The following is a 22,070-nucleotide window of genomic DNA, read 5'->3' on the forward strand; positions in this document are numbered from 1 at the left end:
GGTAGGCTTTATCAAGACTGGCGCAGTCGCAATCGACGAACGAGGAGCAGCGTAGCGATCCCGAGTGGCTGAATGCAAATACCAGCAGGCTCAGGAATTACATAATTTCACTGCGTCCGCTCGAGCCAGTCGGCCATGGCCATGCCAAGGTCGGGCTTGGTAACGCTGCCCATGTGGGTGCCCGGCACTTCGACATACTCCGCATCCGGCAGCAGCTCTGCGAGCGCTTCTGCAGAGCCATTGTCCCGATCCTCGTCACCGCATACCACGAGTGTCGGCATGGTGATGTTATCGAGCAAGGCGAGGTCGAGATCGGGCATCGCGTCGAGCAAGAGGCGTGCAGCAGTACGGTTGACGCCTTGCGACTTCAGGAACTGCATCGAGAAATACGCCGGATCGCCGCGCTCGATCGTGTCGAATTCATCGATGACCCGCTTGAAGAAGGCGCTCCTCTTTCCCCATTCGCCCAGGCCTGCCGTGCCCATGCCGCCAACAATCAGCCGCTTGGGTGACAGGATCGAATGCGCGACGCCGTGGAGCGATGTTCGCGCGCCGAGCGAGAACCCGCCGAGGTCGTATTCTTCGAGACCCAGATAGTCGATCAGCGCTGCGACGTCCCGCACGAGCACGTTGAGCGGATACTTCTCCGGCTCTTCGGGCGCCTCGCTGTCGCCATGGACCCGGAAGTCGAGCATGATCACCTCATACCCGCGCCCGGCAATCTCTTCCGCATGGCCGAACTTGATCCAGTTCATCTGCGCGCTGGAAAACAGGCCATGAAGCAAGACCAGCGGCCTGCCCTCACCGACGCGATGGACAGCCAGCCGAGTGCCGTCGAAGCTTTGGAAAAATTCGCTCACCTATTTTCGAGCCCCTTCTGCTCCATGCGCCATTTGACCATCTCGATTCTGTCTTGTCCGAAAAACGGCTCTTCATCGAAAACCAGGGTCGGCACGCCCCAGTGACCGGCTGCTTCCAGAGCCTCCTGGTTGGCGGCAATCTCGGCGTCCAGCGTCTCTGCATCGCCCTGCACCTCGGCGATAATTTCCTCGACACCCAGTCCGGCCGCTTCCAGCGCGCGGTCGAGGTGCCCGCCTTCGTGCCAGTTCTCCTGTCCGCCCCAGATCATCCGCCCCGCTTCGGCTGCGAAAACCAGCCCGGCACCGCGTCGGGCGGCGGCCTGCCCCATGCGCGTCACGCGGCGAATATAAGGCTGGTCGTCGGCGATCTGCCGCGTCGCCATGTCCTGGATGATGGGATCTGGCCTCGGCGCGCCAAAGGGAATGTCGTGGAATTGCGCCACGCGGATCATGTCCCGCATGGTGTAGCCGAGCCAGTTCGGGTGGTTCCGTTCGAAGAAATCGGGCTGCCGGATCGCGAGCGGATATACCGGCCTTAGCGCGATCTTGAGATCGTACTCTTCGGTCATCGCTCGGTAGCGACCGACCGAAAGATAGCTGTAGGGCGAACGAAAGCTGAAGTAGATCTCTGCGGTAAGGGTCATGCCTGTCTTATACAGACACGCCGCCTCAGCGGAAGAAGCAGCTCAATCCGGCCTGGAGGGCCGTTATCGTCCCGCCCTCTGCGAAGCCCCTGATCGTGCCGAAATCACCGGTCGTATATTCGAATTCGCCGGGTAAGGTGCTGTCGATCTCGCGCACCTGGCGTTCTGATTTCAGCGCTTCAAGTGTCGCGCCTGTGCGGATGCCATCCGACGTTACGACGCCGTCGCCCTCACGCACGAACCATCCCGCAAAGCGATCATCCTGGTAGGCGATCTGAAGCGGGCCGTACGAGGTGAAATCCATAGCGCCTGCACCGCATTCTTCCTGCCGCGATTGTTCGCCAGCCTCGCCCCAGGCGCTTTCAGCCATGGCGTCGACTTCCGCACGAGGGGAGCCGAACCGCATGACCATAGCACCCTTGTTGCTTGCCGCGGCCAATCCGTTGGCGTTCACAATAATGCGCGCGTCCCCGAACCGGTCGACCACCTGCGTTGCCGCGGGTTCGGGGGCAGGCTCGTCACTGCAAGCCGCAAGGCTAATGACGATCGGCAGCGCCGCAAGAAAACTCGCTCTGATCATCCCTTCTTCAGGACCTCGCGACCGAGCAGTTCAGCGATCTGCACTGCGTTGAGTGCCGCACCCTTGCGAAGGTTGTCGGATACGCACCACAGAACAAGGCCGTTCTCGACCGTAGCATCTTCGCGAACGCGGCTGATGTATGTTGCACTGTCGCCCGCTGCCTCGACAGGTGTGGTATAGCCGCCGTCTTCGCGCTTATCGACGAGCATACAACCCGGTGCTTCGCGCAGGATGTCCTGCGCCTGTTCAGCCGAAAGCTCGTTCTCGAATTCGATGTTCACCGCTTCGGAATGCCCGACGAAGACGGGCACGCGCACGCAGGTCGCCGACAGCTTGATCTTCGGGTCGAGGATCTTCTTGGTCTCGACCACCATCTTCCATTCTTCCTTGGTCGATCCGTCGTCCAGGAAGACATCGATATGCGGGATCACGTTAAATGCGATCTGCTTGGTGAACTTCACCGGCTCGACAGAGTCCCCGACGAAGATATTGCGGCTCTGTTCGAACAACTCGTCCATGCCCGCCTTGCCCGCGCCGGAAACCGACTGGTAGGTGGAAACGACGACGCGCTTGATCGTCGCTGCATCGTGCAAAGGCTTCAGCGCGACGACCAACTGCGCGGTCGAGCAGTTGGGGTTCGCGATGATGTTCTTCTTGGAATAATCGTGGATCGCTTCCGGGTTTACCTCGGGCACAATCAGCGGCACATCGGGGTCCATCCGGTAAAGCGAGCTGTTGTCGATCACGATGCAACCCGCAGCCGCGGCTTTTGGCGCATACTCCTTCGCAGGACCGCTACCGGCGGCGAACAGGGCGATGTCCCAGCCGGACCAATCGAAATGCTCGATATTCTTGCACTTGAGCATCTTGCCGGTGTCACCGAATTCGACCTCCGTGCCATGCGAACGGCTCGAGGCAACGGCCGCCACTTCGTCGCAAGGAAACCCCCGCTCGGCCAGCACCATCATCATTTCGCGTCCGACATTTCCGGTCGCGCCGACTACGGCAACACGATAGCCCAAATCACTTCTCCAAAATCAATCTGCCGCCGAGATAGCGATTGCCGGCGCGCCCGCAAGCGCACATTCGATTGCGGGCGCTAAAGACCGTCTCGCGATCACTCCGGCGGAGTTACTCCGTGATGCTCGAGGAATCGGAACACGGTGTTGTACCGATGCGGCGAAATCTGCTCGCCAGACACGCGGTGGGTGTAGCCGGGGTAGAGCATCATCTGGAACGGCACATTGCCTTCCTGCAGGGCCGAAATCAGTTCGGTCGCATTCTCGAACACGACGTTGTCGTCCGCCATCCCGTGGATCAGCAGCATGGGATCGGTAATCTTGGTCGCGTCCGGAATGGCGGATGCGGCCTCGTACGCCTCCGCGTCATCCTGCGGGGTGCCCATGTAACGCTCTGTGTAATGCGTGTCGTAAAGCTCCCACCGCGTTACCGGCGCGCCCGAGATGCCTGCAGCATAGAGGCCCGGATCGGCCTGGAGCTGCTTCAAGGTCATGTAGCCGCCATAGGACCAGCCATCGATCGCGATCTTGTCCTGATCGACGAAATCGAACTGGGTGAGGAATTCCGCCCCCGCCTTCTGGTCGCGCACTTCGACGCCGCCCATGGCGCGGTATATTGGTTGTTCGAACTTCACCCCGCGATTGGCGCTGCCCCGATTGTCGAGCGCGAACCAGATGTAGCCCTTGTCGACAATCGCCTGGCGTAGCGCGCCATTCCAGCCCTTCGTGACAATCTGCGGGCCGGGACCGCCATAGTGGTAGAAATAGACCGGGTATTTCTTGCCCGGCTCGAGGTCGGGCGCGACCATTTCCCAATAGAGCAGCGTTCCATCCTCGGCCGGCAGGACGCCGTATTGCGTGGGCCTGTGGCTGGCCAGATAGGGCGTATAGGGATGATCGGCGTCGAGCTCGTTCTGCTCGATCCAGGCGAGACGCGTTCCCTCCGCATCGGCGAGGTAGCTTTGCGGCGGACGGTCATCGTTCGAGCGCGTCACAAGCAGCGTCTGCGCCTTGTTATCCATCGTGCCGGAATTGACGTAGGACAGGTCGGTGAGGCGCGTGACCTCCGACGGATCGGCAAGGTCGAACATGTAAATCTGCTGCGCCAGCACATCGTCCTTCGTGCCCTGGAAATAGACGCGGCCCTGCGCCTCATCGACGCCGAGCAGCTTCGTCACCACCCAGTCGCCGCTGGTCAGCTGTCGCCAGTTTCCTTCGGCGTAGCGATAAAGATGGCCATATCCATCGCGTTCCGACCACCAGATCAGGCTGCCGTCGTCGAGCCACTTGTAGTCGTCCGACAGGTTGATCCAGTAATCCTCCATCGCCGCGGTTTCGGTGAAGAGCACCTCGCTCTCACCGGTGGCAGGATCGACCTTGAGCACATCGAGAACCGTCTGTTCGCGGTTCTGGCGCTGGACATAAAGCTCCGATCCGTCCGGTGCCCAGTCGACGCGGGCGAGGTAGATGTCCGGATCATCGCCAAGATCCACCTTCACGCGGTTCTGGCCATTCGGGTCCATAACGAACAGGTCGACTATCGCATTGGCGCTGCCGGCAACGGGATAGCGCTGGTCGAAGACCTTGGTGCCGGTGGCGCCGATGGCCGCACGGGTGACGATACCCACGCCGCTTTCGTCGAAGCGCTGGACTGCGATCCGGCGATCGTCGGGACTCCACCAGTAGCCGGTGAGCCGGGACATTTCTTCCTGCGCGACGAATTCCGCTTCGCCCCAGCGGATATCTTCACCTTCCTTCGGCGTGACGGGGCTGGCCTCGGCGCCCACGTCGCCGACCCACAGCTGCCTGTCGCGCACGAAGCTGACATAGGCGCCCGTGCTGCTGAGCGAGGGGTTGAGTTCGCTTTCTTCCGTATCGGTAAGCTGCACGACTTCGCCGCCGATCCGGGCGAGGTAGAGATCGCCGTCGAGCGGCACGAGCACGGCATCGGCTTCCTTGGTCCACTGGTAATCGATTATGCCCTTGAGGCTGCCGACGCGCGCGCGTTCGCGCTGCATTTTCTCGTCCTCTGACAATTCGCGGCCCGAAGACAGCTTCTCGCTGTCGACCAGCATCGACCAATCGTCCTTCTCGCGGTCATAGGCCCACAGATCGTAGCGCTCGCGATCGTCTTCCCGGTTGCGCAGCAAGGTCAGGTAGCGCCCGTCCGGCGAAAGCTTCGCCTGGCGCGGCGCGGGGCCGTCGAGCGAGGGAGAGGCAAAAACGCGTTCGAAGGTCAGGTCCATGGGGGCCGCCTGTATTGTAGTGGTGTGATCGTCGGCCAGCGCAGGCGCTGCAAGGCAAGTGCCGAGCGCCAGGGCTGTGGCAAAGGTCAAAACGCGCAATTTTCTCTCCCTGATTGCGGTGCCATGCTCTCGCAAGCTGCGGGGTGGAAAGCAAGCCTTGGAAAAAAGCGCGCAATTCATGCCTAATTTCGCCTTAAGCGCGCTTCCTTAAATCCCCTTAACGCCTGTCCTGCAGAACGGTCCCTGTCATCGGGAGCCACTTTCCGGCTCAACGGCTTCCGGAGGCATCAGAACGGGCCGCAAGGCTCATCATGATCCCCACGTGACAAGGGCGGTGCTTTCAGGAGCACCGCCCTTTCTTTTTCGTGACATGGGAGGCGATGCTTTCAAGAGCACCGCCCTTTCTTTTTTGGCCAAACGAAAAAGGGCGGCCCCGCAGGACCGCCCTTCGAATTCGCTGTTGCGAGCCTTACGCCTTGGGGGCGTTGTCGCGACGCTCGGCGATACGAGCGCGCTTACCGGTACGGCCACGCAGGTAATAAAGCTTCGCGCGACGCACGATACCGCGGCGGACCACGGTGATGCTGTCGACGATCGGGCTGTAGAGCGGGAACACGCGTTCCACGCCTTCGCCGAACGAAAGCTTGCGGACGGTGAAGTTGCTGCCCATGCCGCGGTTGGAGCGGGCGATGACAACGCCTTCGAAATTCTGGATACGCTCGCGGTTGCCTTCCGTAACCTTCACGCCGACACGTACAGTGTCACCGGCGCGAAATTCCGGAACGTCCTTGCCGAGGTTCTCGATAGCTTCTGCTTCGAGCTGCTGAATCAGGTTCATCGAACCGTTTCCTTAGTCTTTTCGCCGCGCGCCAGAGGCAGACTGGTCCCGATCGCCACTATAGCGATCCCAAAGGTCCGGCCTGCGTAACCGTGTGTCTTCCTCGCTCCTTGCCTTGCGCCAAGCAGCGATTTTCGCATGATCCCCCGATCGCAGCACTTCAGGGATCGTGCGCCCTTCCCATTCCTGAGGTCGGGTATATTGCGGATATTCGATGAGGCCGTTTTCGTAGCTCTCTTCGACTCCGCTATCGGGCGCGCCCATTACTCCGGGAAGCAGGCGAATGCAAGCGTCGAGTATGGCGATCGCGGCGGTCTCTCCGCCCGACAGGACGATATCGGCAAGGCTGACTTCTTCGATCTGCGGGTAATGGTCGAAAATCCGCTCGTCGAAGCCTTCGAAACGCCCGCAAAGGATGGCAACCCCGGGTCCGGCCGCGATCTCGCGAATGCGCGCCTGGCTAATCGGCTTCCCCCGCGGGGTCATGGCGAGGATCGGCCTGCCCTCGCCCACGCTCTCGATGGCCGGCCCCAGCACGTCGGGTTTGAGCACCATGCCCGCCCCGCCGCCAGCCGGCGTATCGTCGACCGTGCGATGCTTGTCCTTGGCAAAGTCGCGGATCTGGACGGTCTCGCACGACCAGTCCCCCCGCTCGAGCGCCCTGCCCGCCAGCGACACGCCCAACGGCCCAGGAAACATCTCGGGATAGAGGGTCAGGATGGTGGCCGCGAAGGTCATTGAGGCCGCTTTCTCATGATCAAGCTGGCAAGCGGAAAGGATACAATCAGGTAAACTACGGCAGGAAGAAATCCCAGGAATACACTTTCGTATAGGGATGCCGGTCCAGGATCAGTCAATTGCAAATTCGCAATCATCTCGGCGTCGCTAGGTGGAAGCTCGACAGGCCAAAGCAGCCTAAGCAAACCATGCCCCACCGACAAAACCGGAATCATCCAAATGGAGATGAATCGCTTCACGTTTCGCTCGAAGTGGAGGAAAGAAGCGGACCCATAAACGCAAAAAAATGTGAAAACCGAGAGAGCCACTAGAGATAGCAAATAGGTCAAAGATCTTTGTCCCGGTTCCAATTCACACCGCCCTTTGCCCGGGTATCGACGCTAAGTTCGAAAATATCCGGCCGCGAATAGTGCCCGTCGGTATCGAGGCTCGCCAATCCCTGCCCGATCTCACCAAGATCGAGATCGGCAAACAGCGTCTCCTCGCCCTCGCCCGCCAGCGCCACAATCCGCGCATCGGGCGCGATAATCATCGAACCGCCGCGATTGAGCGCGTCGGCCTCGATCGCATCGATCAACTCCCTAGCCGCGGCGTCGCCGCCAACGCGCTCCAGCCCATCGAAAAGGTCGTCCTTCGCCTGAACCAGTCCCGCCGCCAGCACGAAGCAGCGGCCTTCCATTGCATAGTGCCGCGAGGCGAGCGCGTATTCCTCGCGCACAGTGGGCCAGCAGGCGACGTGGACGCTCTCACCGAGGTTGTGCATCGCCGCGCGGGCGAGCGGCATCCAGTGCTCCCAGCAGATAAGCGAGCCGATGTTGCCCCACTCCGCCTGGTGCACGCCGAGCGTCGAACCGTCGCCACGCATCCAGATGAGGCGCTCGCCATGCGTGGGCACCAGCTTGCGGTGGTCGAGCACCGGCAGGCCGGGCCGCAAGGTCATCTGGTTGTTGTAGAGGCTTGAACGCACCCGCTCATGCGCGCCGATACTGATGACCGCGCCGCTCTCGTCGCACAGTTCCTGCAAGGGCAGCAGCCGCTCGTCATTCGCCACCACCGCCTGTTCGAGCATGATGCGATGCAGCGCCTTGGTGCCGGGATGATCCCACAGCGCCGCGCCGGGCGCTTCGTCCAGCCAAAGCGGATAGCCGCCGAGGAAGGTCTCTCCGAACGCTACAAGCTGCGCTCCGCCTTCCACCGCCGCACGCGCAAGGCGCACGGCCTTCTCGATCCCGTCGTCAATCGCGAGCGGGATCGGCGCGGCCTGGACAATTGCTACCTTGAGCGTCGTCATGCCGACGCGGTTAGCGCGGGTGGAACCGCTTGGCTATCCCGCGCGGCCTTCAGCTCCAGCGATATTCAGCGAGCTGGAAGCTGGCCTTCACCTGCCTTGCGCGTCGGGAGGAACCTGCCGACAAGGCTGGAGGTGGCCACCCCGAGGGCGAGCAGGCCGCCTGCGCCGAACAGATCCATGCCGTCCAGCGTCGTGCTCGGCCCGCCTTCGAGCCTGATCGCAAAGAGGACCGCAAGCGGCGCCGCACCCGCAAAAAGGTGCCGCAACCGGGGCCCCATAGTCGGGGAAACCTTGCGCACGGCGAGGCTCATCCCCGCGCTCATGGCGGCATAGGAGGCTATAAGGAAGGGAACGGAATCAAGCATGGCGGTCACCCCGGAATAGGCCTTCGAACGAGGTCAGGACCGTGTCTGCGCCGAACCGCCAGGTCGACAGGCGCTCTACATAAGTAATACAGTGATCTGCGAGCGGCTATTCCGCGAAGTCCGCGCTGATCGTCAGCTTTTCGTTGTCCCAGCCGGGCACAGCCTGCTCCGTCAGGGGGACCATGAACTTCTTGCCGTCGGGCTTCTCGATCTCGATGATGTCCGTCGCGCCGAAGTTCTCGACCGCGCACACGCGGCCCACGGCCTCGCCCGCATCGGTAACCACCGGCAGGTCGAGCAGGTCGGAGTAATAGAATTCTCCCTCCTCCAGCGGCGGGAGGGCATCGATCGGAACCGTCAGCACCGTGCCGCGCAGGGCCTCGGCATCGTTGCGGCTGGTGATCTCGGCAAAGCGCGCGATTGCGCCGCCCTTGTTGTCGCTGCGCACCTTGGAAAGCGTCAGCGTACCGTCGTTGAAGCTCTTGTGGGCCTTCAGGGCATCGACGCCCTCGCCGAACAGCTTCAGACGGACTTCGCCCGCCACGCCATGCGCACCGGTGACGGCGGCAAGGGTGGCGGGCTTGTTGTCCTGCATGGAAAAGGCTTACTCGGCCTTTTCTTCGGCTGCGCCTTCAGCCGGAGCTTCTTCTCCAGCAGCTTCTTCGGCCGGAGCTTCTTCAGCAGCAGCTTCTTCAGCCGGAGCTTCGGCTTCAGCAGCTTCAGCGTTCTGGGCTTCTTCTTCAGCCGCCTTGGCAGCTTCTTCGGCTTCGGCAGCCTTCGCAGCCTTTTCTTCAGCGCGTTCCTTGGCGGCTTCGCCCGGCTCACCCTTCTTGGGGTTGTTGCGCGGCGCACGCTCGAGGATGCCGGCTGCGTCGAGGAAACGCAGCACGCGATCGCTCGGCTTGGCGCCAACGTTCAGCCAGTGACGTGCGCGGTCTTCGTCGAGCTTCACGCGCTCGCCCGAATCCTTCGGCAGCATCGGGTTGTAGGTGCCGATCTGCTCCAGGTACTTGCCGTCACGCGGGCTGCGCGAGTCCGACACGACGATGCGGTAGTAGGGACGCTTCTTCGCGCCACCGCGCGACAGACGAATTGCAACTGCCATTTTACTTCACCTTTCGAATGTAAATATCGGTAATTTCGTTTATTTCTTGTTCAACATGTCACGCAGATCGGCGGGGAGCGTGTCGGGATCGACACTCGGCCCCTTGTCGCCGCCCGAACCCAGTCCGGGCAGTCCGCCCATGGGACCGGGCCCGCCGGGGCCGCCGAGGCCCGGCATGGCGGCACCGAGGCCGCCCTTGCCGAACAGGGCGCCGAGACCCTTCAACCCGCCCATCTTCTTGATCTGCTTCATGGCCTTGGCCATTTCCTGGTGCATCTTGAGCACCTTGTTCACTTCCTGGACCTGCGTGCCCGAACCCGCTGCCACGCGCTTCTTGCGTTTGGCGTTGAGCAGCTTGGGATGCTTGCGCTCCTTCGGGGTCATGGACGAAATGATCGCGTCCATGTGGACGAGGACCTTGTCGTCCATGCCGCTGGCCTGCATCGCCTGCTTGGCCTTCTTCATGCCCGGCATCATGCCTGCAAGCGCGCCAAGGCCGCCCATGTTCTGCATCTGCTTCAACTGCATGCGAAGATCGTCGAGGTCGAATTCGCCCTTCGCCATCTTCTTGGCGAGCGCTTCGGCCTCTTCTTCCTTGATCGCGGTCGCAGCCTTTTCGACGAGGCTGACGACATCGCCCATGCCGAGGATGCGGCCGGCCACGCGCTTGGGATCGAAGGCCTCGATCGCGTCGAGCTTTTCGCCAGTCCCTGCAAACTTGATCGGCTTGCCGGTGACATAGCGCATCGAAAGCGCCGCACCGCCGCGTGCATCGCCGTCCATGCGGGTCAGCACCACGCCGGTCAGCGGCACTTCGCCGGTAAAGCTCTGCGCGACGTTGACCGCGTCCTGGCCGGTCAGGCTGTCGACCACCAGCAGCACTTCCGTTGGGGCGGATACTGCGTTGATCGCCTTCATTTCCGCCATCAGCGCTTCGTCGACGTGGAGGCGGCCCGCGGTATCGAGAAGCAGGACGTCTGCCGCCTGGAGCTTTGCGCTTTCCATGGCGCGGCGGGCAATATCGACCGGCTGCTGGCCGGGCACGATCGGCAGGGTCGCGACATCGACCTGCTCGCCCAGCACCTTGAGCTGTTCCTGCGCCGCCGGACGGTTGACGTCGAGCGAGGCCATCATGGCCTTCTTGCCGTGCTTTTCGCGCAGCAGCTTGCCGAGCTTGGCCGTCGTGGTCGTCTTACCCGAACCCTGCAGGCCGACCATCATGATGACGACCGGGGGCTTGGCGTTGAGGTTGAGCCCCTCCACCTCGGTGCCGCCGAGCATATCGACCAGCTCTTCGTCGACAATCTTGACGACCTGCTGGCCGGGAGTGACGGATTTCAGGACTTCCGAGCCGATCGCCTTTTCGGTGACGGCATCGATGAAACGGCGGACGACCGGGAGAGCGACATCGGCTTCGAGCAGCGCGATGCGAACTTCGCGCATGGCTTCGCGCACATCGCTTTCGGACAGCGCACCGCGGCCCTTGAGCTTGTCGAAGACATTGCCGAGCCGGTCGGACAAATTGTCGAACATGGCCGTTCTACTCCTTCCCGACGCCTGGGCACCGGATAAACGCGAAAAACGCCGGCGGACGAAAACTCGTCGGCCAGCGTGGGGTCAAACCCCTATGAAACCCAAACGTGTGCCCGGGTGTGGTGGAAGCAAGCCGCAGCCGTCGCCACGGCCTGCTACCATCAAATCCGGGAAAATGGTGGAGCCTAGCGGGATCGAACCGCTGACCTCTACAATGCCATTGTAGCGCTCTCCCAGCTGAGCTAAGGCCCCGAGCCATTTTCGAACGACGCATCCTGGGAGGTGCGTCACCCTTGCGGGAGGCGCCCAATATAAGCAGCCTTCCCGCAATGCAACAGCAAAATTAGCTCTCGTCGGCGTCGTCGTCGTCGCCCTTGGACTTGGTCTCGACGCCGAGGTCGTCGTCGCCGCCCAGATCCACCTCATTATCGGGCGAATCTTCGTCTTCGTCGATGTCGATATCGAGATCGTCATCGTCGTCGCCGCCCAGATCGCTGTCGGCTTCGCCCTTCTTGTCCTTCTTCTCTTCCTCGGCGAGGATCGGCTGCTTGGACTTGAGAACGGGTTCCGGGGTCCATTCTTCACCGCATTCGATGCAGGTGACCGGATCTTCCTTGTTCAGATCGTAGAAGCGGGTACCGCAATTCGGGCAAGTGCGCTTGGTGCCCCATTCAGGTTTGACCATGTGTAATCCTTGATGTTTGCCGCCCCGGCATCGGGCCGGGTCGCCGTGAATTCGTAATTGTATTGATGGGATCCCGCTGCGCAGGAATCAACTGCGCGCGCGCCTTGCCAGAAGCCATTGCCACTGTCAAAGACCCGCGCTCCATCCTTGCAATTCCAGCCGGAAGCCCGCTTGACCGCCCATAGCTTTACTCCCCGTGGCCCGCTGACCGGACGCATTCGCGTGCCGGGAGACAAATCGATCAGCCACCGCTCGCTCATGTTCGGGGCCCTGGCGGTGGGGACAACCACCATCCGCGGCCTGCTGGAAGGCGAGGACGTTCTGGCGACTGGCCGAGCGCTCGAGCAGATGGGCGCAAAAATTAGCAAGACCGACGATGGAACCTACACCGTCCAAGGCGTCGGCGTCGGGACGCTGCTGCAACCCGAAGGCGCACTGGACATGGGCAATTCGGGCACCTCGACGCGCCTCCTCATGGGTCTCGTCGCCAGCCACGGTATAACAGCGGCCTTCACCGGCGATGCAAGCCTTTCCAAGCGCCCGATGGGCCGCGTGATCGATCCGCTGTCGGACATGGGCGCGAGCTTCACCCCTTCCCCCGGTGGCACGCTGCCGCTGATGATGGAGGGCATGCAGCCAGCCGTCCCGATGACATACCGCCTTCCGGTCGCCAGTGCGCAGGTGAAGAGTGCCGTGCTGCTGGCAGGCCTCAATACGCCTGGCACGACGACAGTGATCGAGCCCGTCCCCACCCGCGACCATACGGAACGCATGCTGCGTGCCTTCGGTGTCGAAGTCAGGGTCGAGGAGATCGACGGCGAAAAACACATCTCCGTCACCGGACCGGTCGATATGTCCCCCTGCGATATAGAAGTGCCGGGCGACCCTTCTTCGGCAGCCTTCTTCGCCGTGGCGGCAAGCATCGTGCCGGGAAGCGATCTCGTGATCGAGAATGTCGGCCTCAACCCGACGCGCGACGGTATCTTCCGCGTGCTGAAACAGATGGGTGCCGACATCGACTATCTCGACCCGCGCGAGGTCGGCGGCGAGCCGGTAGCCGATCTGCGGGTGCGCCATGCCCCTCTCACCGGCATCGAGGTCGATCCCGATATCGCTCCGAGCATGATCGATGAATTCCCGGCGCTCTTCGTAGCGGCCGCCATGGCGAAAGGGGCCACGATTACCAGCGGGCTCGAAGAACTGCGCGTCAAGGAAAGCGACCGGCTGTCCGCCATGGCAGCCGCGCTCAAACTCGCCGGGGCTAAAGCGGAAGAGCGCGAAGACGGATTGCTGATCACCGGTACGGGCGGCGAGCCACTTCTCGGTGGCGGCACGGTCACCACCCATCTCGACCACCGCATCGCGATGAGCATGGCGGTCGCGGGCCTCGCCAGCGAAACCGGCATCGAGATCGACAGCACCGAACCCATCGCGACCAGCTTCCCCAACTTCACCGCGCTGATCGACGAGGCATCGGCATGATCAATCTCGACTGGGCATCCATGGTCGGCTTCGTCGGCACGGCCTGCATTATCGGTGCCTACGCCTACCTGACCTACAAGGAAGAGCCGAACCCGTTCATCCTGCATGGCACCAACCTGACCGGCGCCGCCCTGCTGACCGTTTCGCTGGTGGTGCACACGAACTGGCCGAGCCTGGTGCTCGAAGGTTTCTGGGCAGCGATCGCCATCTGGGGCTTGGCGAAAGCGCTCAAGACGCGCAGGACGAAGGCATGATCATCGCCGTCGACGGACCGACTGCCTCGGGCAAAGGCACGATTGCCAAGGCCCTCGCCGAACATTTCGGCCTGCCCCATCTCGATACGGGCCTGCTTTATCGCGCAGTCGGCCGACAGGTTTTCCTGGACGGAGGCGATCCCGAAAACGGCGCGGACGCTCTGGCAGCAACCAACTTTCCCGACAGCCTCTTGGGCGATCCGCACCTGCGCGATGAAGCGACCGGCGGTCTCGCAAGCCGCGTCTCTATCCATCCTGCCGTCCGCGAAGCGCTGTTCGAGCGGCAGCGCGCTTTCGCCACCCGCGATGGCGGCGCGGTGCTCGACGGGCGGGACATCGGCACGGTGATCGCTCCCGAGGCAGACGCGAAATTGTTCGTCACGGCCAGCGTGGAAGCGCGTGCCCGGCGCCGCTTCCTGGAAATGCGCGACCGGGGTGCAGGCGTCACGCTGCTGGAGATACAGGACGATTTGCGCCGCCGCGACGAACGCGATCGCAACCGTGACGTCGCTCCGCTCGTCCCGGCTGAAGACGCCATGGTGATCGATACCAGCTCACTCGACCGCGACGAGGCTATCGCAGCGGCAATCGCGGCGGTCGAAGAAGCAATCAGCTCCTGAGCGGCGCCTGCGCCGGGCCTTGCTCTACCTTGCGTCGCAACTCCTGGCACAGGCCGAGCGCGAAAAGCCCTTCCGCAACCATGAAGAGCGGCCCGACAAGCAGGCTACGGATGTCATCAACGAAGGCGGGTTTGCGGCCTTCGTAATGGTGGCCGACGAACTGGAACAGCCATCCAATCACGAACAGGCCGACCCCGCCGCCAAGCCAGGTAAGGTCGGATACCTGCGCGATGTGATGCCCTGCGATGGCGAATACCGCGAGAAGCACGCTCATCAGTGCGCCGAATTTGAGGTCGAGCCGGAGGTACCACAGCGCCGCGAGAATATTCGCGACAATCGCCGGCGTCAGCACCATGCCGGACACGTCCCAGACGGGCCGGGAGAGCAGGACTTCCACCGACAGCACGATCATCGGGATGCCAAGCGCGTGCGTGAAGACATTGCGATGGTCGCGATGGAATTCGCGGTAGCTGGCGAGCGATTGGACGAGAGCGGTCATGGCGTGTTTCGTATCACCTCGACCGGCCAGCGCAAAGACGCCGCGAGAAGGCCGTATTTCCTTGCTTTCCAGCCCGCTTTGGACTAGTCGCGCGCCCGTTCACGAAACCTGCTGGATTCGATGGACCTTCGCAGCGGCATACGGCTCTGCGGAGATCACGGCCCTCTTGCCCCGTACGGCCCGTGCAATGGTGCACAGGCAGACGGAGAAAGACCCCGGTAAAACCGGTGGCCGGTAGCAAAACGAACGTTAGGACTACACAAACTATGGCAACCTCAGCCAATCCCACCCGCGACGATTTCGCGGCAATGCTCGACGAGCAACTCGGTGGCGCCGATGACGGCGGCTTCGAAGGTCGCGTCGTCAAGGGCACCGTCACTGCCATCGAAAACGGCATGGCGCACATCGATGTCGGCCTGAAGAGCGAAGGCCGCGTCGACCTCAAGGAATTCATGCGCGGCGAAGACGATCACGGCCTCAAGGTCGGTTCGGAAGTAGAAGTTTTCGTTGACCGCATCGAGAACGCCGACGGCGAAGCCATGCTGTCGCGCGATCGCGCACGTCGCGAAGCTGCCTGGGACAAGCTCGAAAGCGAGTTCGGCGAAGGCAAGCGCGTCGACGGCCGCATCTTCGGCCGCGTCAAGGGCGGCTTCACCGTCGACCTCGACGGTGCCGTGGCCTTCCTGCCCGGTTCGCAGGTCGACATCCGCCCCGTGCGCGATGTCACCCCTCTGATGGACATGCCGCAGCCGTTCCAGATCCTGAAGATGGACCGTCGTCGCGGCAATATCGTCGTCTCGCGTCGCGCCGTGCTGGAAGAAACCCGTGCGGAACAGCGCAGCGAACTGATCGACAAGCTGGCTGAAGGCCAGGTCATCGACGGCGTCGTAAAGAACATCACCGACTACGGTGCATTCGTCGATCTCGGCGGCATCGACGGCCTGCTCCATGTCACCGACATGAGCTACAAGCGCGTCAACCACCCCAGCGAGATGATCGAAATCGGCCAGACCGTGACCGTCCAGATCGTCCGCATCAACGAAGACACCCAGCGCATCAGCCTCGGCATGAAGCAGCTGGAATCGGATCCGTGGGACGGTGTCGCAGCGAAGTATCCGGTCGGCATGAAGATGACCGGAACGGTTACGAACATCACCGAATACGGCGCATTCGTCGAAATCGAGCCAGGCATCGAAGGCCTGGTCCACGTTTCGGAAATGAGCTGGACCAAGAAGAACGTCCACCCCGGCAAGATCGTCTCGACCTCGCAGGAAGTCGAAGTCATGGTCCTGGAAGTGGACAGCGAGAAGCGCCGCATTTCGCTCGGTCTCAAGCAGGCCCAGCGCAATCCGTGGGAAGAGTTCGCCGAAGCACATCCGGTCGGCTCGAAGGTCCAGGGCGAAGTCAAGAACGCCACCGAATTCGGCCTCTTCATCGGCCTTCCGGGCGACGTCGACGGCATGGTTCACATGTCCGACATCGCATGGGGCATCTCGGGTGAAGACGCGCTTGCCCTGCACCGCAAGGGCGAGGAAGTCGAAGCCGTTGTTCTCGACGTCGACATCGAGAAGGAACGCATCAGCCTCGGCATGAAGCAGCTCGAAAAGGGCGCTCCGACCGAAGCAGGCGCAGGCAGCTCGCTCCGCAAGAACCAGGTCGTCACCGTCACCGTCCTCGAAGTCCGCGATGGCGGTCTCGAAGTCCAGGTCGGCGAAGATGGCGCAACCGGCTTCATCAAGCGTTCGGACCTCGGCCGCGATCGTGACGAACAGCGTCCCGACCGTTTCCAGCCCGGCGCGAAGGTCGACGCCATGGTCACCGGCTTCGATCGTTCGAAGAAGCCGACCTTCTCGATCAAGGCCCGCCAGATCTCGGAAGAGAAGGAAGCGGTTGCACAGTTCGGTTCGTCGGATTCAGGTGCATCGCTCGGCGACATCCTCGGCGAAGCACTGAAGAAGAAGGAAGACTAAGCTCTTCCTGCCTTCTCAAGGCTGATCAGGAAGGCCCGCTTGCTCTTAGGAGCAGGCGGGCCTTTCCCTTTGGTGCCGGGGAGCTTACGTTCCCTGTCCTAAAGTAGCGCAGCGTTAGGACAGACCGAGACACATGTTAGAAGTTCACCAGTTCCCCTGCCTGTCCGACAATTACGGATTCCTCCTCCACGATCCCGACAGCGGTGAGACCGCGGCGATCGACACGCCAGACGGGGCAAAATATCTGCGGCAGGCTGAGGCCAAGGGCTGGACCATCACCCAGATCTGGAACACCCACTGGCATCCCGACCATGCAGGCGGGAACAAGGCTATCGTCGAGGCGACAGGGGCGAAGGTCATTGCTCCGCAGGAAGTCGAGAAGTTGAGCCCGATCGACCGGGTGGTCGGCAATGGCGACAGCGTCGAGCTCGGCGGTTGGAAGGCCCGCGTGATCGATGTGTCGGGCCACACCAACGGGCATATCGCATACCATATCGCCGAAGCCGACACCGCCTTCGTGGGTGACAGCGTTTTCGCGCTGGGCTGCGGCAGGATGTTCGAGGGCGAGCCGGAGCAATTCTGGAACAGCCTCGACCGTATCCGCCAACTGCCCGACAATACCCAGCTTTACTGCGCGCACGAATACACCGCCGCGAACGCCAAGTTCGCCCTGCATGCGGATCCGGACAATACCGAACTCCAGCTTTACGCAGCGCGTGTCGAAGAGAAGCGCGCCAAGGGCGAAGCGACGGTCCCTACAGTCCTGTGGCGAGAACTGGCCACCAATCCTTTCCTGCGCGCAGACAGTGCGGAATTGCGGGACCGCTGGGGAGGAAGTTCTCCGGCAGAAACCTTCGCCGCGCTAAGAGCCGCCAAGGACAATTTCTGACCCGATGAAAGCAGTCGTCGTCGAAAAATTGACCGCCGACCTGTCCGGCGTCGAATTGGTCGATCTCGCGGAACCGCTGCGGCCAGAAGGCCACGTGCTGGTCCGCGTCCGCGCTGCATCGCTCAACTATCCAGACCTGCTGATGACGCAAGGAAAGTACCAGTTCAAACCGGAACTGCCGTTCATTTCCGGCCTGGAAATGGCTGGCGAGGTCATCGAGGTGGAGCCGGACAGCGGGTTCGTGCCGGGTGACAGGGTAATGGGCGGTGCCAAGACCGGCGCCTTTGCGGAGGCCATCGCCCTGCCCGCCGCGGCCCTCAGGCATATGCCCGAGGGGCTGGACTTCCCGCAGGCCGCAGCGTTGAGCGCCGCCTATCAGACTGCATATGTCGCGCTAGTCGAATTGGGCAATTTGGAGGCTGGCCAGACCGTCTTGGTGCATGGGGCTAGTGGCGGTGTCGGCCTGGCTGCATGCGATCTCGCGAAGGCCCTCGGAGCGAAAGTGATCGCGGCATCCCACTCCGCAGGCAAGCTGGACCGCCTGGCTGCAGTGTCCGGTGCCGACGCCGTTATCAGCAATCAGGGCCGCTTTCGCGAGGAGGTGGCGGCGCTCACGAACGGGCGGCTTTGCGACCTCGTCTTCGATCCTGTCGGTGGCGATGTCTTCGACGAGAGTACACGCTGCGTCACCTTTGGCGGCAAGCTGCTGGTCGTCGGCTTCGTGGCGGGACGCATTCCCGAAATCGCCGTAAACATCCCCCTCATCAAGGGCTTCTCAATCGTCGGTGTGAGAGCGGGCGAATACAGCCGCCGCTTCCCCGAGAGAAGCGGGCGGATCGCTCGGGAGCTAAACGATCTGGCCAGCACCGGCAGGATCACGCCGCATATCGACCGTATCTTGCCGATGTCGCAATGGCGGGAAGCCTTCGAGGCGATGCAGTCGGGCGAAGTCTTCGGAAAGATCGTGCTGGAACCCTGATCTACGCTTCCCGAACCGCCAGCCCGGCCCCTTCCAATCAGACAACGAAAAAGCGCGCGAAACCCGAGGCTTCACGCGCTAATTCCGTGTCGCTTGAGAGCGAGGTCAGATCCCGGCGATAACCTTATCGGCCAGGGCCTTGTCCGCTTCCGCGTCGTGCTTTTCTGCGATGAGCTTGCGGCTGGCCGAAGTGGCCGCCAGCGCTGCGCGATTGCGCACGTCTTCGACGGCTTCGCGCTCGGCAGCGGCGATCTTGTCTTCGGCCATGCGCTTGCGGCGCTCAACCATTGCCTTGCTGTCGGCTTCCGCCTTTTCGAGGATCGCGTCGGCTTCATGCTGGGCGTTTTCAAGCATGGCTTCGGCGTCCTTTTCGGCACCGGCAATCTTGTCGGCATACTCCTTGCGAAGCGCTTCCGCTTCGGCGCGAAGCTGCTTGGCTTCGTCGAGCTGCTGCTTGATCGCAGCAATCTTGCCGTCGAGGCCGCCTGCAATCGTCTTGTGCACCTTGGCACCGAAGAAGGCGAACAGGAGCAGGACCAGCATGGAGATCGAGACCCACTGATAGGGTGCAAGACCCCACAGCATCGGCTCTATATGCTTGCCTGCACCGGCATCGATCTCGACGGTCGCTTCGGGCGTCTCGGTCGCAAACACTTCGGGAACAGTCGTGTTAGCCATTTGCCATGGCCTCCTTCACCGCCTTGGTCGCGACAGGCTTGGTCACCTTCACGCCCGCGAGCGTCTTGACGATGTCCTGCGCCGCTTCGACGGCAACGCTTTCGACTTCGGCCAGCGCCTGGGTGCGGGCCTCACCGATCCGCGCTTCCGCATCGGCCAGCTTCTTGTCGATACGCGTCTGCGCCGCCTTCAGCTTCGTTTCGGACTTGGCAGCAGCGTCGTCCTTGGCCTTGGCAACGATTGCCTGCGCGGCAGCGCGGTTTTCGTTCTCACGCACCCGCCATGCTTCTTCCTGCTCGTCGGCAGCATCGCGCGCGGCCTTGGCAGCGGCGAGGTCGGCAGCGATCTGGCCATCGCGTTCGGCGACGGTGTTCATCACCTTGGGCACCATGAGGTTGCCGACGACGAAGAAAGTGATGCCGAAGAACACGAGCAACCAGAAGACCTGGCTGGACCATGTGTCGGCAAGCTGTGCTATCTGTGGCATCTCAGCTCTCGAAAAGCGGGTACGGGAAATTCAATGCACCGGCCGGGTCAGACCCGACCGGCGCGATCTCGATTGTCGTCGATTAAGCGACGAAGATCAGGATCATGGCAACGACGAACGCCAGCAGGCCGAGAAGCTCGGCAGCGGCGAAGCCGATGAACAGGCGGCCCTGCTGGCCGTCGGCAGCACCCGGATTGCGCAGCGCGCTTTCGAGGAACGAACCGAAGACGTTACCAACGCCGATCGCAGCCATACCGGCACCGATCGCCGCGAGACCCGCACCGATGAGCTTTGCAGCTTCCATTTCCATGACAAACTCCTTTGGGAAAAACGTGTATTGTTGAAAGGTCTTAGTGAAGGTTTTCGGCGTCGTTGATGTACAGTGCAGTCAACAGCGCGAAGACGTAGGCCTGGATGCCGGCGACGAGCAGTTCGAGCGCGCAGATGCCGATCATCAGGATGAAGCTTGGGAGGCCGACGAGAAGGCCGAAGCCCACGCCTGCATTGGTGCCGTCGATCACGAAGCTGGAAAGGACTTCCAGCAGGACGTGGCCGGCCATCATTGCAACGAACAGTCGCAGAGCCAGGCTGAACGGGCGAACCATGAAGGAAATGAATTCGATCGGTGCGATGACCGGAATCATCGGCAGCGGCGTGCCGTGCGGCACGAACAGGCTGAAGAAGTGGAAGCCGTGCTTCCAGAAACCGACCAGCAGGACGATCGAGAAGCTGATGATCGCGAGCACGCCGGTAACGGTGAAGTGGCTCGTGAAAGTGAACGGGTGAACGCCCACGATGCCGAGCGGCAGGAGACCGAGCAGGTTCGCGAAGAGGATGAACATGAACAGGCTGAAGACGTAAGGCACGTATTTGCGCCCCGCCTTGCCGATGTTCGCTTCGAGCATGTTGTCGATGAAGCCGGTGAAGGTTTCCACCATCATCTGCCAGCGGCCCGGAACCAGCTGACGCCTCATTCCGCCGAGCACGAAGAGGAAGAGCACCACGGTCGTGATGAGCATCCACATTGCGCTGTTGGTAAAGGCGATATTGAAGCCTTCGCCCAGCGCCCACTCATCCGAACCGCCGAGCGGCTTGATGGTGAACTGGTACATCGGATCGACTTTGGCCTGTTCGGCTGCCACGTCAGTTAGTCCTTCAAATCCTGTAACGAAAGCCCCGGAAATCCTTGCGGATTATTCGCCGGGGCCCTGATTTGCCGCGCGGATGATGTTCCTGAAAGCCACGACTATCCCGAGGAACAGCCCGACCAACAGACCCCACGGGTTGGTGCCGGTAAAATAGCCGATGGCATATCCGATCACCGTACCGCCAAGGATCCCTCCGAGCAGGTCCGCCAACACCCGGTTTCCACTGCGATAATTCGCATCGGCGCCGGAGCCTTGGGGTCGGTTACGCTGCTCTTCGCGCTGCTGGGCGGCCGCTAGCCGCTTTTCCAGCGCGTCGATCCGCGCATCCTCCTCGATGGGTTCCCGTGCGGGTTCGTCTTCGCTCATGCCTTGCTCCTTACTACAGGGGGTTGCGCGGCACGCGCAGGGACTTGCCCGCCAAGGGCGCCGCCCCCTTAGAAGGGGGGCATTGGCGAGTCAACACGAAGGGGGTGTGAATTGCGCGTTTCTAGGACTTAGTGACTAGCGTTCCGCAGGCGCCCCGCCCCATGTCGCCGCCAATCGGCCTCAGGGGCAACGCGAATCGCGCATCGGTGCGGCGCTGGTGCGGGTCTGCCAGGTACCGTCGGGGGCCTGGTATTTTTCGCCCGGAGACGTGGCGAGAATCGCCTGGCAACCGGCCGTCAGCGCGTATTCTTCCAGCGTGGCATTGTTCGCCTGCGCGCGCTCTGCATAGACGGCGCGGCGCTTGATGTTGATATCGTTGACGATGCGGCGCAGTTCGGCGGTTTCCGCACCGACGATGCCGAGATAGCCGTCCATCTTCTCACCGACCTGCCCGGCCGCGCGCGCCGCGGCATAGGCGGGATCGCGCTGTGCGAAAGCGGGCGCGGCGATGCCGCCAAGCGCGGTTGCGAAGGCAGCTGCACCGAGGGCAGTCCTGATAATCGACCTGGTCATATGTTCACCCATCAAAAGATATCCGCATTATTCTCGATCGTATCGCCGGCATCTTCGGCAAGCCGGTAAATCACTTCCTGGCGGATATTGACGTTCAGCTCGATCACGATCGGCTCGGTCGGTGCCTCGACTGTGATGCACCCTCCCAGCGCGAGCGGAACCGCCGCAATCGCCAATAACCGTCTGCCTATCGTGGCCCCCGTCATCTGCATGAGTTTGCT

Annotated in this window: 27 protein-coding genes and 1 tRNA gene; 6 read left to right on the plus strand and 22 right to left on the minus strand. The window is 62.1% G+C overall.

Annotation, left to right across the window (positions count from 1 at the left end):
- Positions 1-107 precede the first annotated feature (107 nt).
- The 14 genes from K3179_RS13005 to K3179_RS13070 form a co-directional block, all read right to left on the minus strand.
- Positions 108-860 (minus strand): alpha/beta fold hydrolase, encoded by a 753-nt coding sequence (locus K3179_RS13005; protein WP_221566135.1) that lies wholly within the window; start codon positions 858-860, stop codon positions 108-110.
- Positions 857-1,504: a 2-hydroxychromene-2-carboxylate isomerase gene (locus tag K3179_RS13010; RefSeq protein ID WP_221566138.1), complete on the minus strand. Its 648-nt coding sequence runs from the start codon at positions 1,502-1,504 to the stop codon at positions 857-859. The genes K3179_RS13005 and K3179_RS13010 overlap by 4 nt, the downstream gene beginning before the upstream one ends.
- A 25-nt stretch (positions 1,505-1,529) precedes the next feature.
- Positions 1,530-2,084: a hypothetical protein gene (locus tag K3179_RS13015; protein WP_221566140.1), complete on the minus strand. Its 555-nt coding sequence runs from the start codon at positions 2,082-2,084 to the stop codon at positions 1,530-1,532.
- Positions 2,081-3,106, minus strand: coding sequence for an aspartate-semialdehyde dehydrogenase (locus tag K3179_RS13020; RefSeq protein ID WP_221566143.1), 1,026 nt, complete (start codon positions 3,104-3,106; stop codon positions 2,081-2,083). Before K3179_RS13020 ends, K3179_RS13015 begins: the two co-directional genes overlap by 4 nt.
- A 95-nt stretch (positions 3,107-3,201) precedes the next feature.
- Positions 3,202-5,448 carry a S9 family peptidase gene (locus tag K3179_RS13025; RefSeq protein ID WP_425594766.1) on the minus strand — a complete coding sequence of 749 codons (2,247 nt, stop codon included), beginning with the start codon at positions 5,446-5,448 and terminating at the stop codon, positions 3,202-3,204.
- Positions 5,449-5,818: 370 nt separating this feature from the next.
- Entirely contained in the window at positions 5,819-6,187 is a 369-nt protein-coding gene (gene rplS / locus K3179_RS13030) for a 50S ribosomal protein L19 (RefSeq protein WP_247713048.1), read from the minus strand.
- A gap of 12 nt (positions 6,188-6,199) precedes the next feature.
- Positions 6,200-6,925 carry a tRNA (guanosine(37)-N1)-methyltransferase TrmD gene (gene trmD / locus K3179_RS13035; protein ID WP_221566146.1) on the minus strand — a complete coding sequence of 242 codons (726 nt, stop codon included), beginning with the start codon at positions 6,923-6,925 and terminating at the stop codon, positions 6,200-6,202.
- Between the two features lie 325 nt (positions 6,926-7,250).
- Positions 7,251-8,216, minus strand: a complete 966-nt coding sequence (locus K3179_RS13040; RefSeq protein ID WP_221566149.1) for a carbon-nitrogen hydrolase family protein — start codon at positions 8,214-8,216, stop codon at positions 7,251-7,253.
- Positions 8,217-8,281: 65 nt separating this feature from the next.
- Positions 8,282-8,581, minus strand: a complete 300-nt coding sequence (locus K3179_RS13045) for a hypothetical protein (RefSeq protein WP_221566152.1) — start codon at positions 8,579-8,581, stop codon at positions 8,282-8,284.
- A 106-nt stretch (positions 8,582-8,687) separates the two neighbouring features.
- A complete protein-coding gene (rimM, locus tag K3179_RS13050) occupies positions 8,688-9,176 on the minus strand; it encodes a ribosome maturation factor RimM (RefSeq protein ID WP_221566156.1) in 489 nt (162 codons plus the stop codon).
- A gap of 9 nt (positions 9,177-9,185) precedes the next feature.
- Positions 9,186-9,686, minus strand: coding sequence for a 30S ribosomal protein S16 (gene rpsP, locus K3179_RS13055; RefSeq protein WP_221566159.1), 501 nt, complete (start codon positions 9,684-9,686; stop codon positions 9,186-9,188).
- Positions 9,687-9,725: 39 nt separating this feature from the next.
- On the minus strand, positions 9,726-11,219 hold the full coding sequence (gene ffh / locus K3179_RS13060; RefSeq protein ID WP_221566162.1) for a signal recognition particle protein: 1,494 nt from the start codon (positions 11,217-11,219) through the stop codon (positions 9,726-9,728).
- A 176-nt stretch (positions 11,220-11,395) separates the two neighbouring features.
- Positions 11,396-11,471: transfer RNA gene (locus K3179_RS13065), tRNA-Ala, on the minus strand.
- Positions 11,472-11,562: 91 nt separating this feature from the next.
- Complete coding sequence (locus tag K3179_RS13070) at positions 11,563-11,904, minus strand: TIGR02300 family protein (RefSeq protein WP_221566165.1); 342 nt, start codon at positions 11,902-11,904, stop codon at positions 11,563-11,565.
- 171 nt (positions 11,905-12,075) lie between these two features.
- Here K3179_RS13070 and aroA point away from each other — a divergent pair, with 171 nt between their 5' ends.
- From aroA to K3179_RS13085, 3 genes are read left to right on the plus strand one after another with little or no spacing between them, the layout of a single operon-like run.
- Complete coding sequence (gene aroA, locus K3179_RS13075; protein WP_247713049.1) at positions 12,076-13,386, plus strand: 3-phosphoshikimate 1-carboxyvinyltransferase; 1,311 nt, start codon at positions 12,076-12,078, stop codon at positions 13,384-13,386.
- Positions 13,383-13,640 carry a CBU_0592 family membrane protein gene (locus tag K3179_RS13080; protein ID WP_221566169.1) on the plus strand — a complete coding sequence of 86 codons (258 nt, stop codon included), beginning with the start codon at positions 13,383-13,385 and terminating at the stop codon, positions 13,638-13,640. The genes aroA and K3179_RS13080 overlap by 4 nt, the downstream gene beginning before the upstream one ends.
- Positions 13,637-14,260 (plus strand): (d)CMP kinase, encoded by a 624-nt coding sequence (locus tag K3179_RS13085; protein ID WP_221566172.1) that lies wholly within the window; start codon positions 13,637-13,639, stop codon positions 14,258-14,260. Before K3179_RS13080 ends, K3179_RS13085 begins: the two co-directional genes overlap by 4 nt.
- Here the strand turns inward: K3179_RS13085 and K3179_RS13090 are convergent.
- On the minus strand, positions 14,250-14,759 hold the full coding sequence (locus K3179_RS13090) for an Mpo1 family 2-hydroxy fatty acid dioxygenase (protein WP_221566175.1): 510 nt from the start codon (positions 14,757-14,759) through the stop codon (positions 14,250-14,252). The two genes, K3179_RS13085 and K3179_RS13090, sit on opposite strands and share 11 nt — an antisense overlap.
- 266 nt (positions 14,760-15,025) lie before the next feature.
- Here K3179_RS13090 and rpsA point away from each other — a divergent pair, with 266 nt between their 5' ends.
- From rpsA to K3179_RS13105, 3 genes are all read left to right on the plus strand, one after another.
- The gene (gene rpsA / locus K3179_RS13095) at positions 15,026-16,729 is read left to right on the plus strand and encodes a 30S ribosomal protein S1 (RefSeq protein ID WP_221566178.1); all 1,704 of its coding nucleotides are present in this window, start codon (positions 15,026-15,028) and stop codon (positions 16,727-16,729) included.
- Between the two features lie 133 nt (positions 16,730-16,862).
- Positions 16,863-17,618, plus strand: a complete 756-nt coding sequence (gloB, locus tag K3179_RS13100) for a hydroxyacylglutathione hydrolase (RefSeq protein ID WP_221566180.1) — start codon at positions 16,863-16,865, stop codon at positions 17,616-17,618.
- A gap of 4 nt (positions 17,619-17,622) precedes the next feature.
- The gene (locus tag K3179_RS13105) at positions 17,623-18,597 is read left to right on the plus strand and encodes an NADPH:quinone oxidoreductase family protein (protein ID WP_221566183.1); all 975 of its coding nucleotides are present in this window, start codon (positions 17,623-17,625) and stop codon (positions 18,595-18,597) included.
- 105 nt (positions 18,598-18,702) lie between these two features.
- Here the strand turns inward: K3179_RS13105 and K3179_RS13110 are convergent, their stop codons facing one another.
- From K3179_RS13110 to K3179_RS13140, 7 genes are all read right to left on the minus strand, one after another.
- Positions 18,703-19,275 carry a F0F1 ATP synthase subunit B gene (locus K3179_RS13110; protein WP_221566186.1) on the minus strand — a complete coding sequence of 191 codons (573 nt, stop codon included), beginning with the start codon at positions 19,273-19,275 and terminating at the stop codon, positions 18,703-18,705.
- Positions 19,268-19,762 (minus strand): F0F1 ATP synthase subunit B family protein, encoded by a 495-nt coding sequence (locus K3179_RS13115; protein WP_221566188.1) that lies wholly within the window; start codon positions 19,760-19,762, stop codon positions 19,268-19,270. Before K3179_RS13115 ends, K3179_RS13110 begins: the two co-directional genes overlap by 8 nt.
- Positions 19,763-19,844: 82 nt before the next feature.
- On the minus strand, positions 19,845-20,072 hold the full coding sequence (locus K3179_RS13120) for a F0F1 ATP synthase subunit C (RefSeq protein ID WP_006832363.1): 228 nt from the start codon (positions 20,070-20,072) through the stop codon (positions 19,845-19,847).
- A gap of 40 nt (positions 20,073-20,112) precedes the next feature.
- Positions 20,113-20,904, minus strand: a complete 792-nt coding sequence (locus K3179_RS13125) for a F0F1 ATP synthase subunit A (protein ID WP_345723013.1) — start codon at positions 20,902-20,904, stop codon at positions 20,113-20,115.
- 51 nt (positions 20,905-20,955) lie between these two features.
- The gene (locus K3179_RS13130) at positions 20,956-21,276 is read right to left on the minus strand and encodes an AtpZ/AtpI family protein (RefSeq protein WP_221566190.1); all 321 of its coding nucleotides are present in this window, start codon (positions 21,274-21,276) and stop codon (positions 20,956-20,958) included.
- Positions 21,277-21,456: 180 nt separating this feature from the next.
- Positions 21,457-21,849, minus strand: a complete 393-nt coding sequence (locus tag K3179_RS13135; RefSeq protein WP_221566192.1) for a YdbL family probable chaperone protein — start codon at positions 21,847-21,849, stop codon at positions 21,457-21,459.
- An 11-nt stretch (positions 21,850-21,860) separates the two neighbouring features.
- Positions 21,861-22,055, minus strand: a complete 195-nt coding sequence (locus K3179_RS13140) for a YnbE family lipoprotein (RefSeq protein ID WP_221566304.1) — start codon at positions 22,053-22,055, stop codon at positions 21,861-21,863.
- Positions 22,056-22,070 lie beyond the last annotated feature (15 nt).

The organism is Qipengyuania intermedia, assembly GCF_019711615.1.
GTDB classification, from domain to species: Bacteria; Pseudomonadota; Alphaproteobacteria; order Sphingomonadales; family Sphingomonadaceae; genus Qipengyuania; species Qipengyuania intermedia.

Bases quoted from the DNA above. Each gene is read 5' to 3' on its own strand.
- K3179_RS13010 (WP_221566138.1), bottom strand. From the start codon at position 1,504: ATGACCCTTACCGCAGAGATCTACTTCAGCTTTCGTTCGCCCTACAGC.
- K3179_RS13015 (WP_221566140.1), bottom strand. From the start codon at position 2,084: ATGATCAGAGCGAGTTTTCTTGCGGCGCTGCCGATCGTCATTAGCCTT.
- rplS (WP_247713048.1), bottom strand. From the start codon at position 6,187: ATGAACCTGATTCAGCAGCTCGAAGCAGAAGCTATCGAGAACCTCGGC.
- trmD (WP_221566146.1), bottom strand. From the start codon at position 6,925: ATGACCTTCGCGGCCACCATCCTGACCCTCTATCCCGAGATGTTTCCT.
- K3179_RS13040 (WP_221566149.1), bottom strand. From the start codon at position 8,216: ATGACGACGCTCAAGGTAGCAATTGTCCAGGCCGCGCCGATCCCGCTC.
- K3179_RS13045 (WP_221566152.1), bottom strand. From the start codon at position 8,581: ATGCTTGATTCCGTTCCCTTCCTTATAGCCTCCTATGCCGCCATGAGC.
- rimM (WP_221566156.1), bottom strand. From the start codon at position 9,176: ATGCAGGACAACAAGCCCGCCACCCTTGCCGCCGTCACCGGTGCGCAT.
- rpsP (WP_221566159.1), bottom strand. From the start codon at position 9,686: ATGGCAGTTGCAATTCGTCTGTCGCGCGGTGGCGCGAAGAAGCGTCCC.
- ffh (WP_221566162.1), bottom strand. From the start codon at position 11,219: ATGTTCGACAATTTGTCCGACCGGCTCGGCAATGTCTTCGACAAGCTC.
- K3179_RS13070 (WP_221566165.1), bottom strand. From the start codon at position 11,904: ATGGTCAAACCTGAATGGGGCACCAAGCGCACTTGCCCGAATTGCGGT.
- K3179_RS13080 (WP_221566169.1), top strand. From the start codon at position 13,383: ATGATCAATCTCGACTGGGCATCCATGGTCGGCTTCGTCGGCACGGCC.
- K3179_RS13085 (WP_221566172.1), top strand. From the start codon at position 13,637: ATGATCATCGCCGTCGACGGACCGACTGCCTCGGGCAAAGGCACGATT.
- K3179_RS13090 (WP_221566175.1), bottom strand. From the start codon at position 14,759: ATGACCGCTCTCGTCCAATCGCTCGCCAGCTACCGCGAATTCCATCGC.
- rpsA (WP_221566178.1), top strand. From the start codon at position 15,026: ATGGCAACCTCAGCCAATCCCACCCGCGACGATTTCGCGGCAATGCTC.
- gloB (WP_221566180.1), top strand. From the start codon at position 16,863: ATGTTAGAAGTTCACCAGTTCCCCTGCCTGTCCGACAATTACGGATTC.
- K3179_RS13105 (WP_221566183.1), top strand. From the start codon at position 17,623: ATGAAAGCAGTCGTCGTCGAAAAATTGACCGCCGACCTGTCCGGCGTC.
- K3179_RS13110 (WP_221566186.1), bottom strand. From the start codon at position 19,275: ATGGCTAACACGACTGTTCCCGAAGTGTTTGCGACCGAGACGCCCGAA.
- K3179_RS13115 (WP_221566188.1), bottom strand. From the start codon at position 19,762: ATGCCACAGATAGCACAGCTTGCCGACACATGGTCCAGCCAGGTCTTC.
- K3179_RS13120 (WP_006832363.1), bottom strand. From the start codon at position 20,072: ATGGAAATGGAAGCTGCAAAGCTCATCGGTGCGGGTCTCGCGGCGATC.
- K3179_RS13130 (WP_221566190.1), bottom strand. From the start codon at position 21,276: ATGAGCGAAGACGAACCCGCACGGGAACCCATCGAGGAGGATGCGCGG.
- K3179_RS13135 (WP_221566192.1), bottom strand. From the start codon at position 21,849: ATGACCAGGTCGATTATCAGGACTGCCCTCGGTGCAGCTGCCTTCGCA.
- K3179_RS13140 (WP_221566304.1), bottom strand. From the start codon at position 22,055: ATGACGGGGGCCACGATAGGCAGACGGTTATTGGCGATTGCGGCGGTT.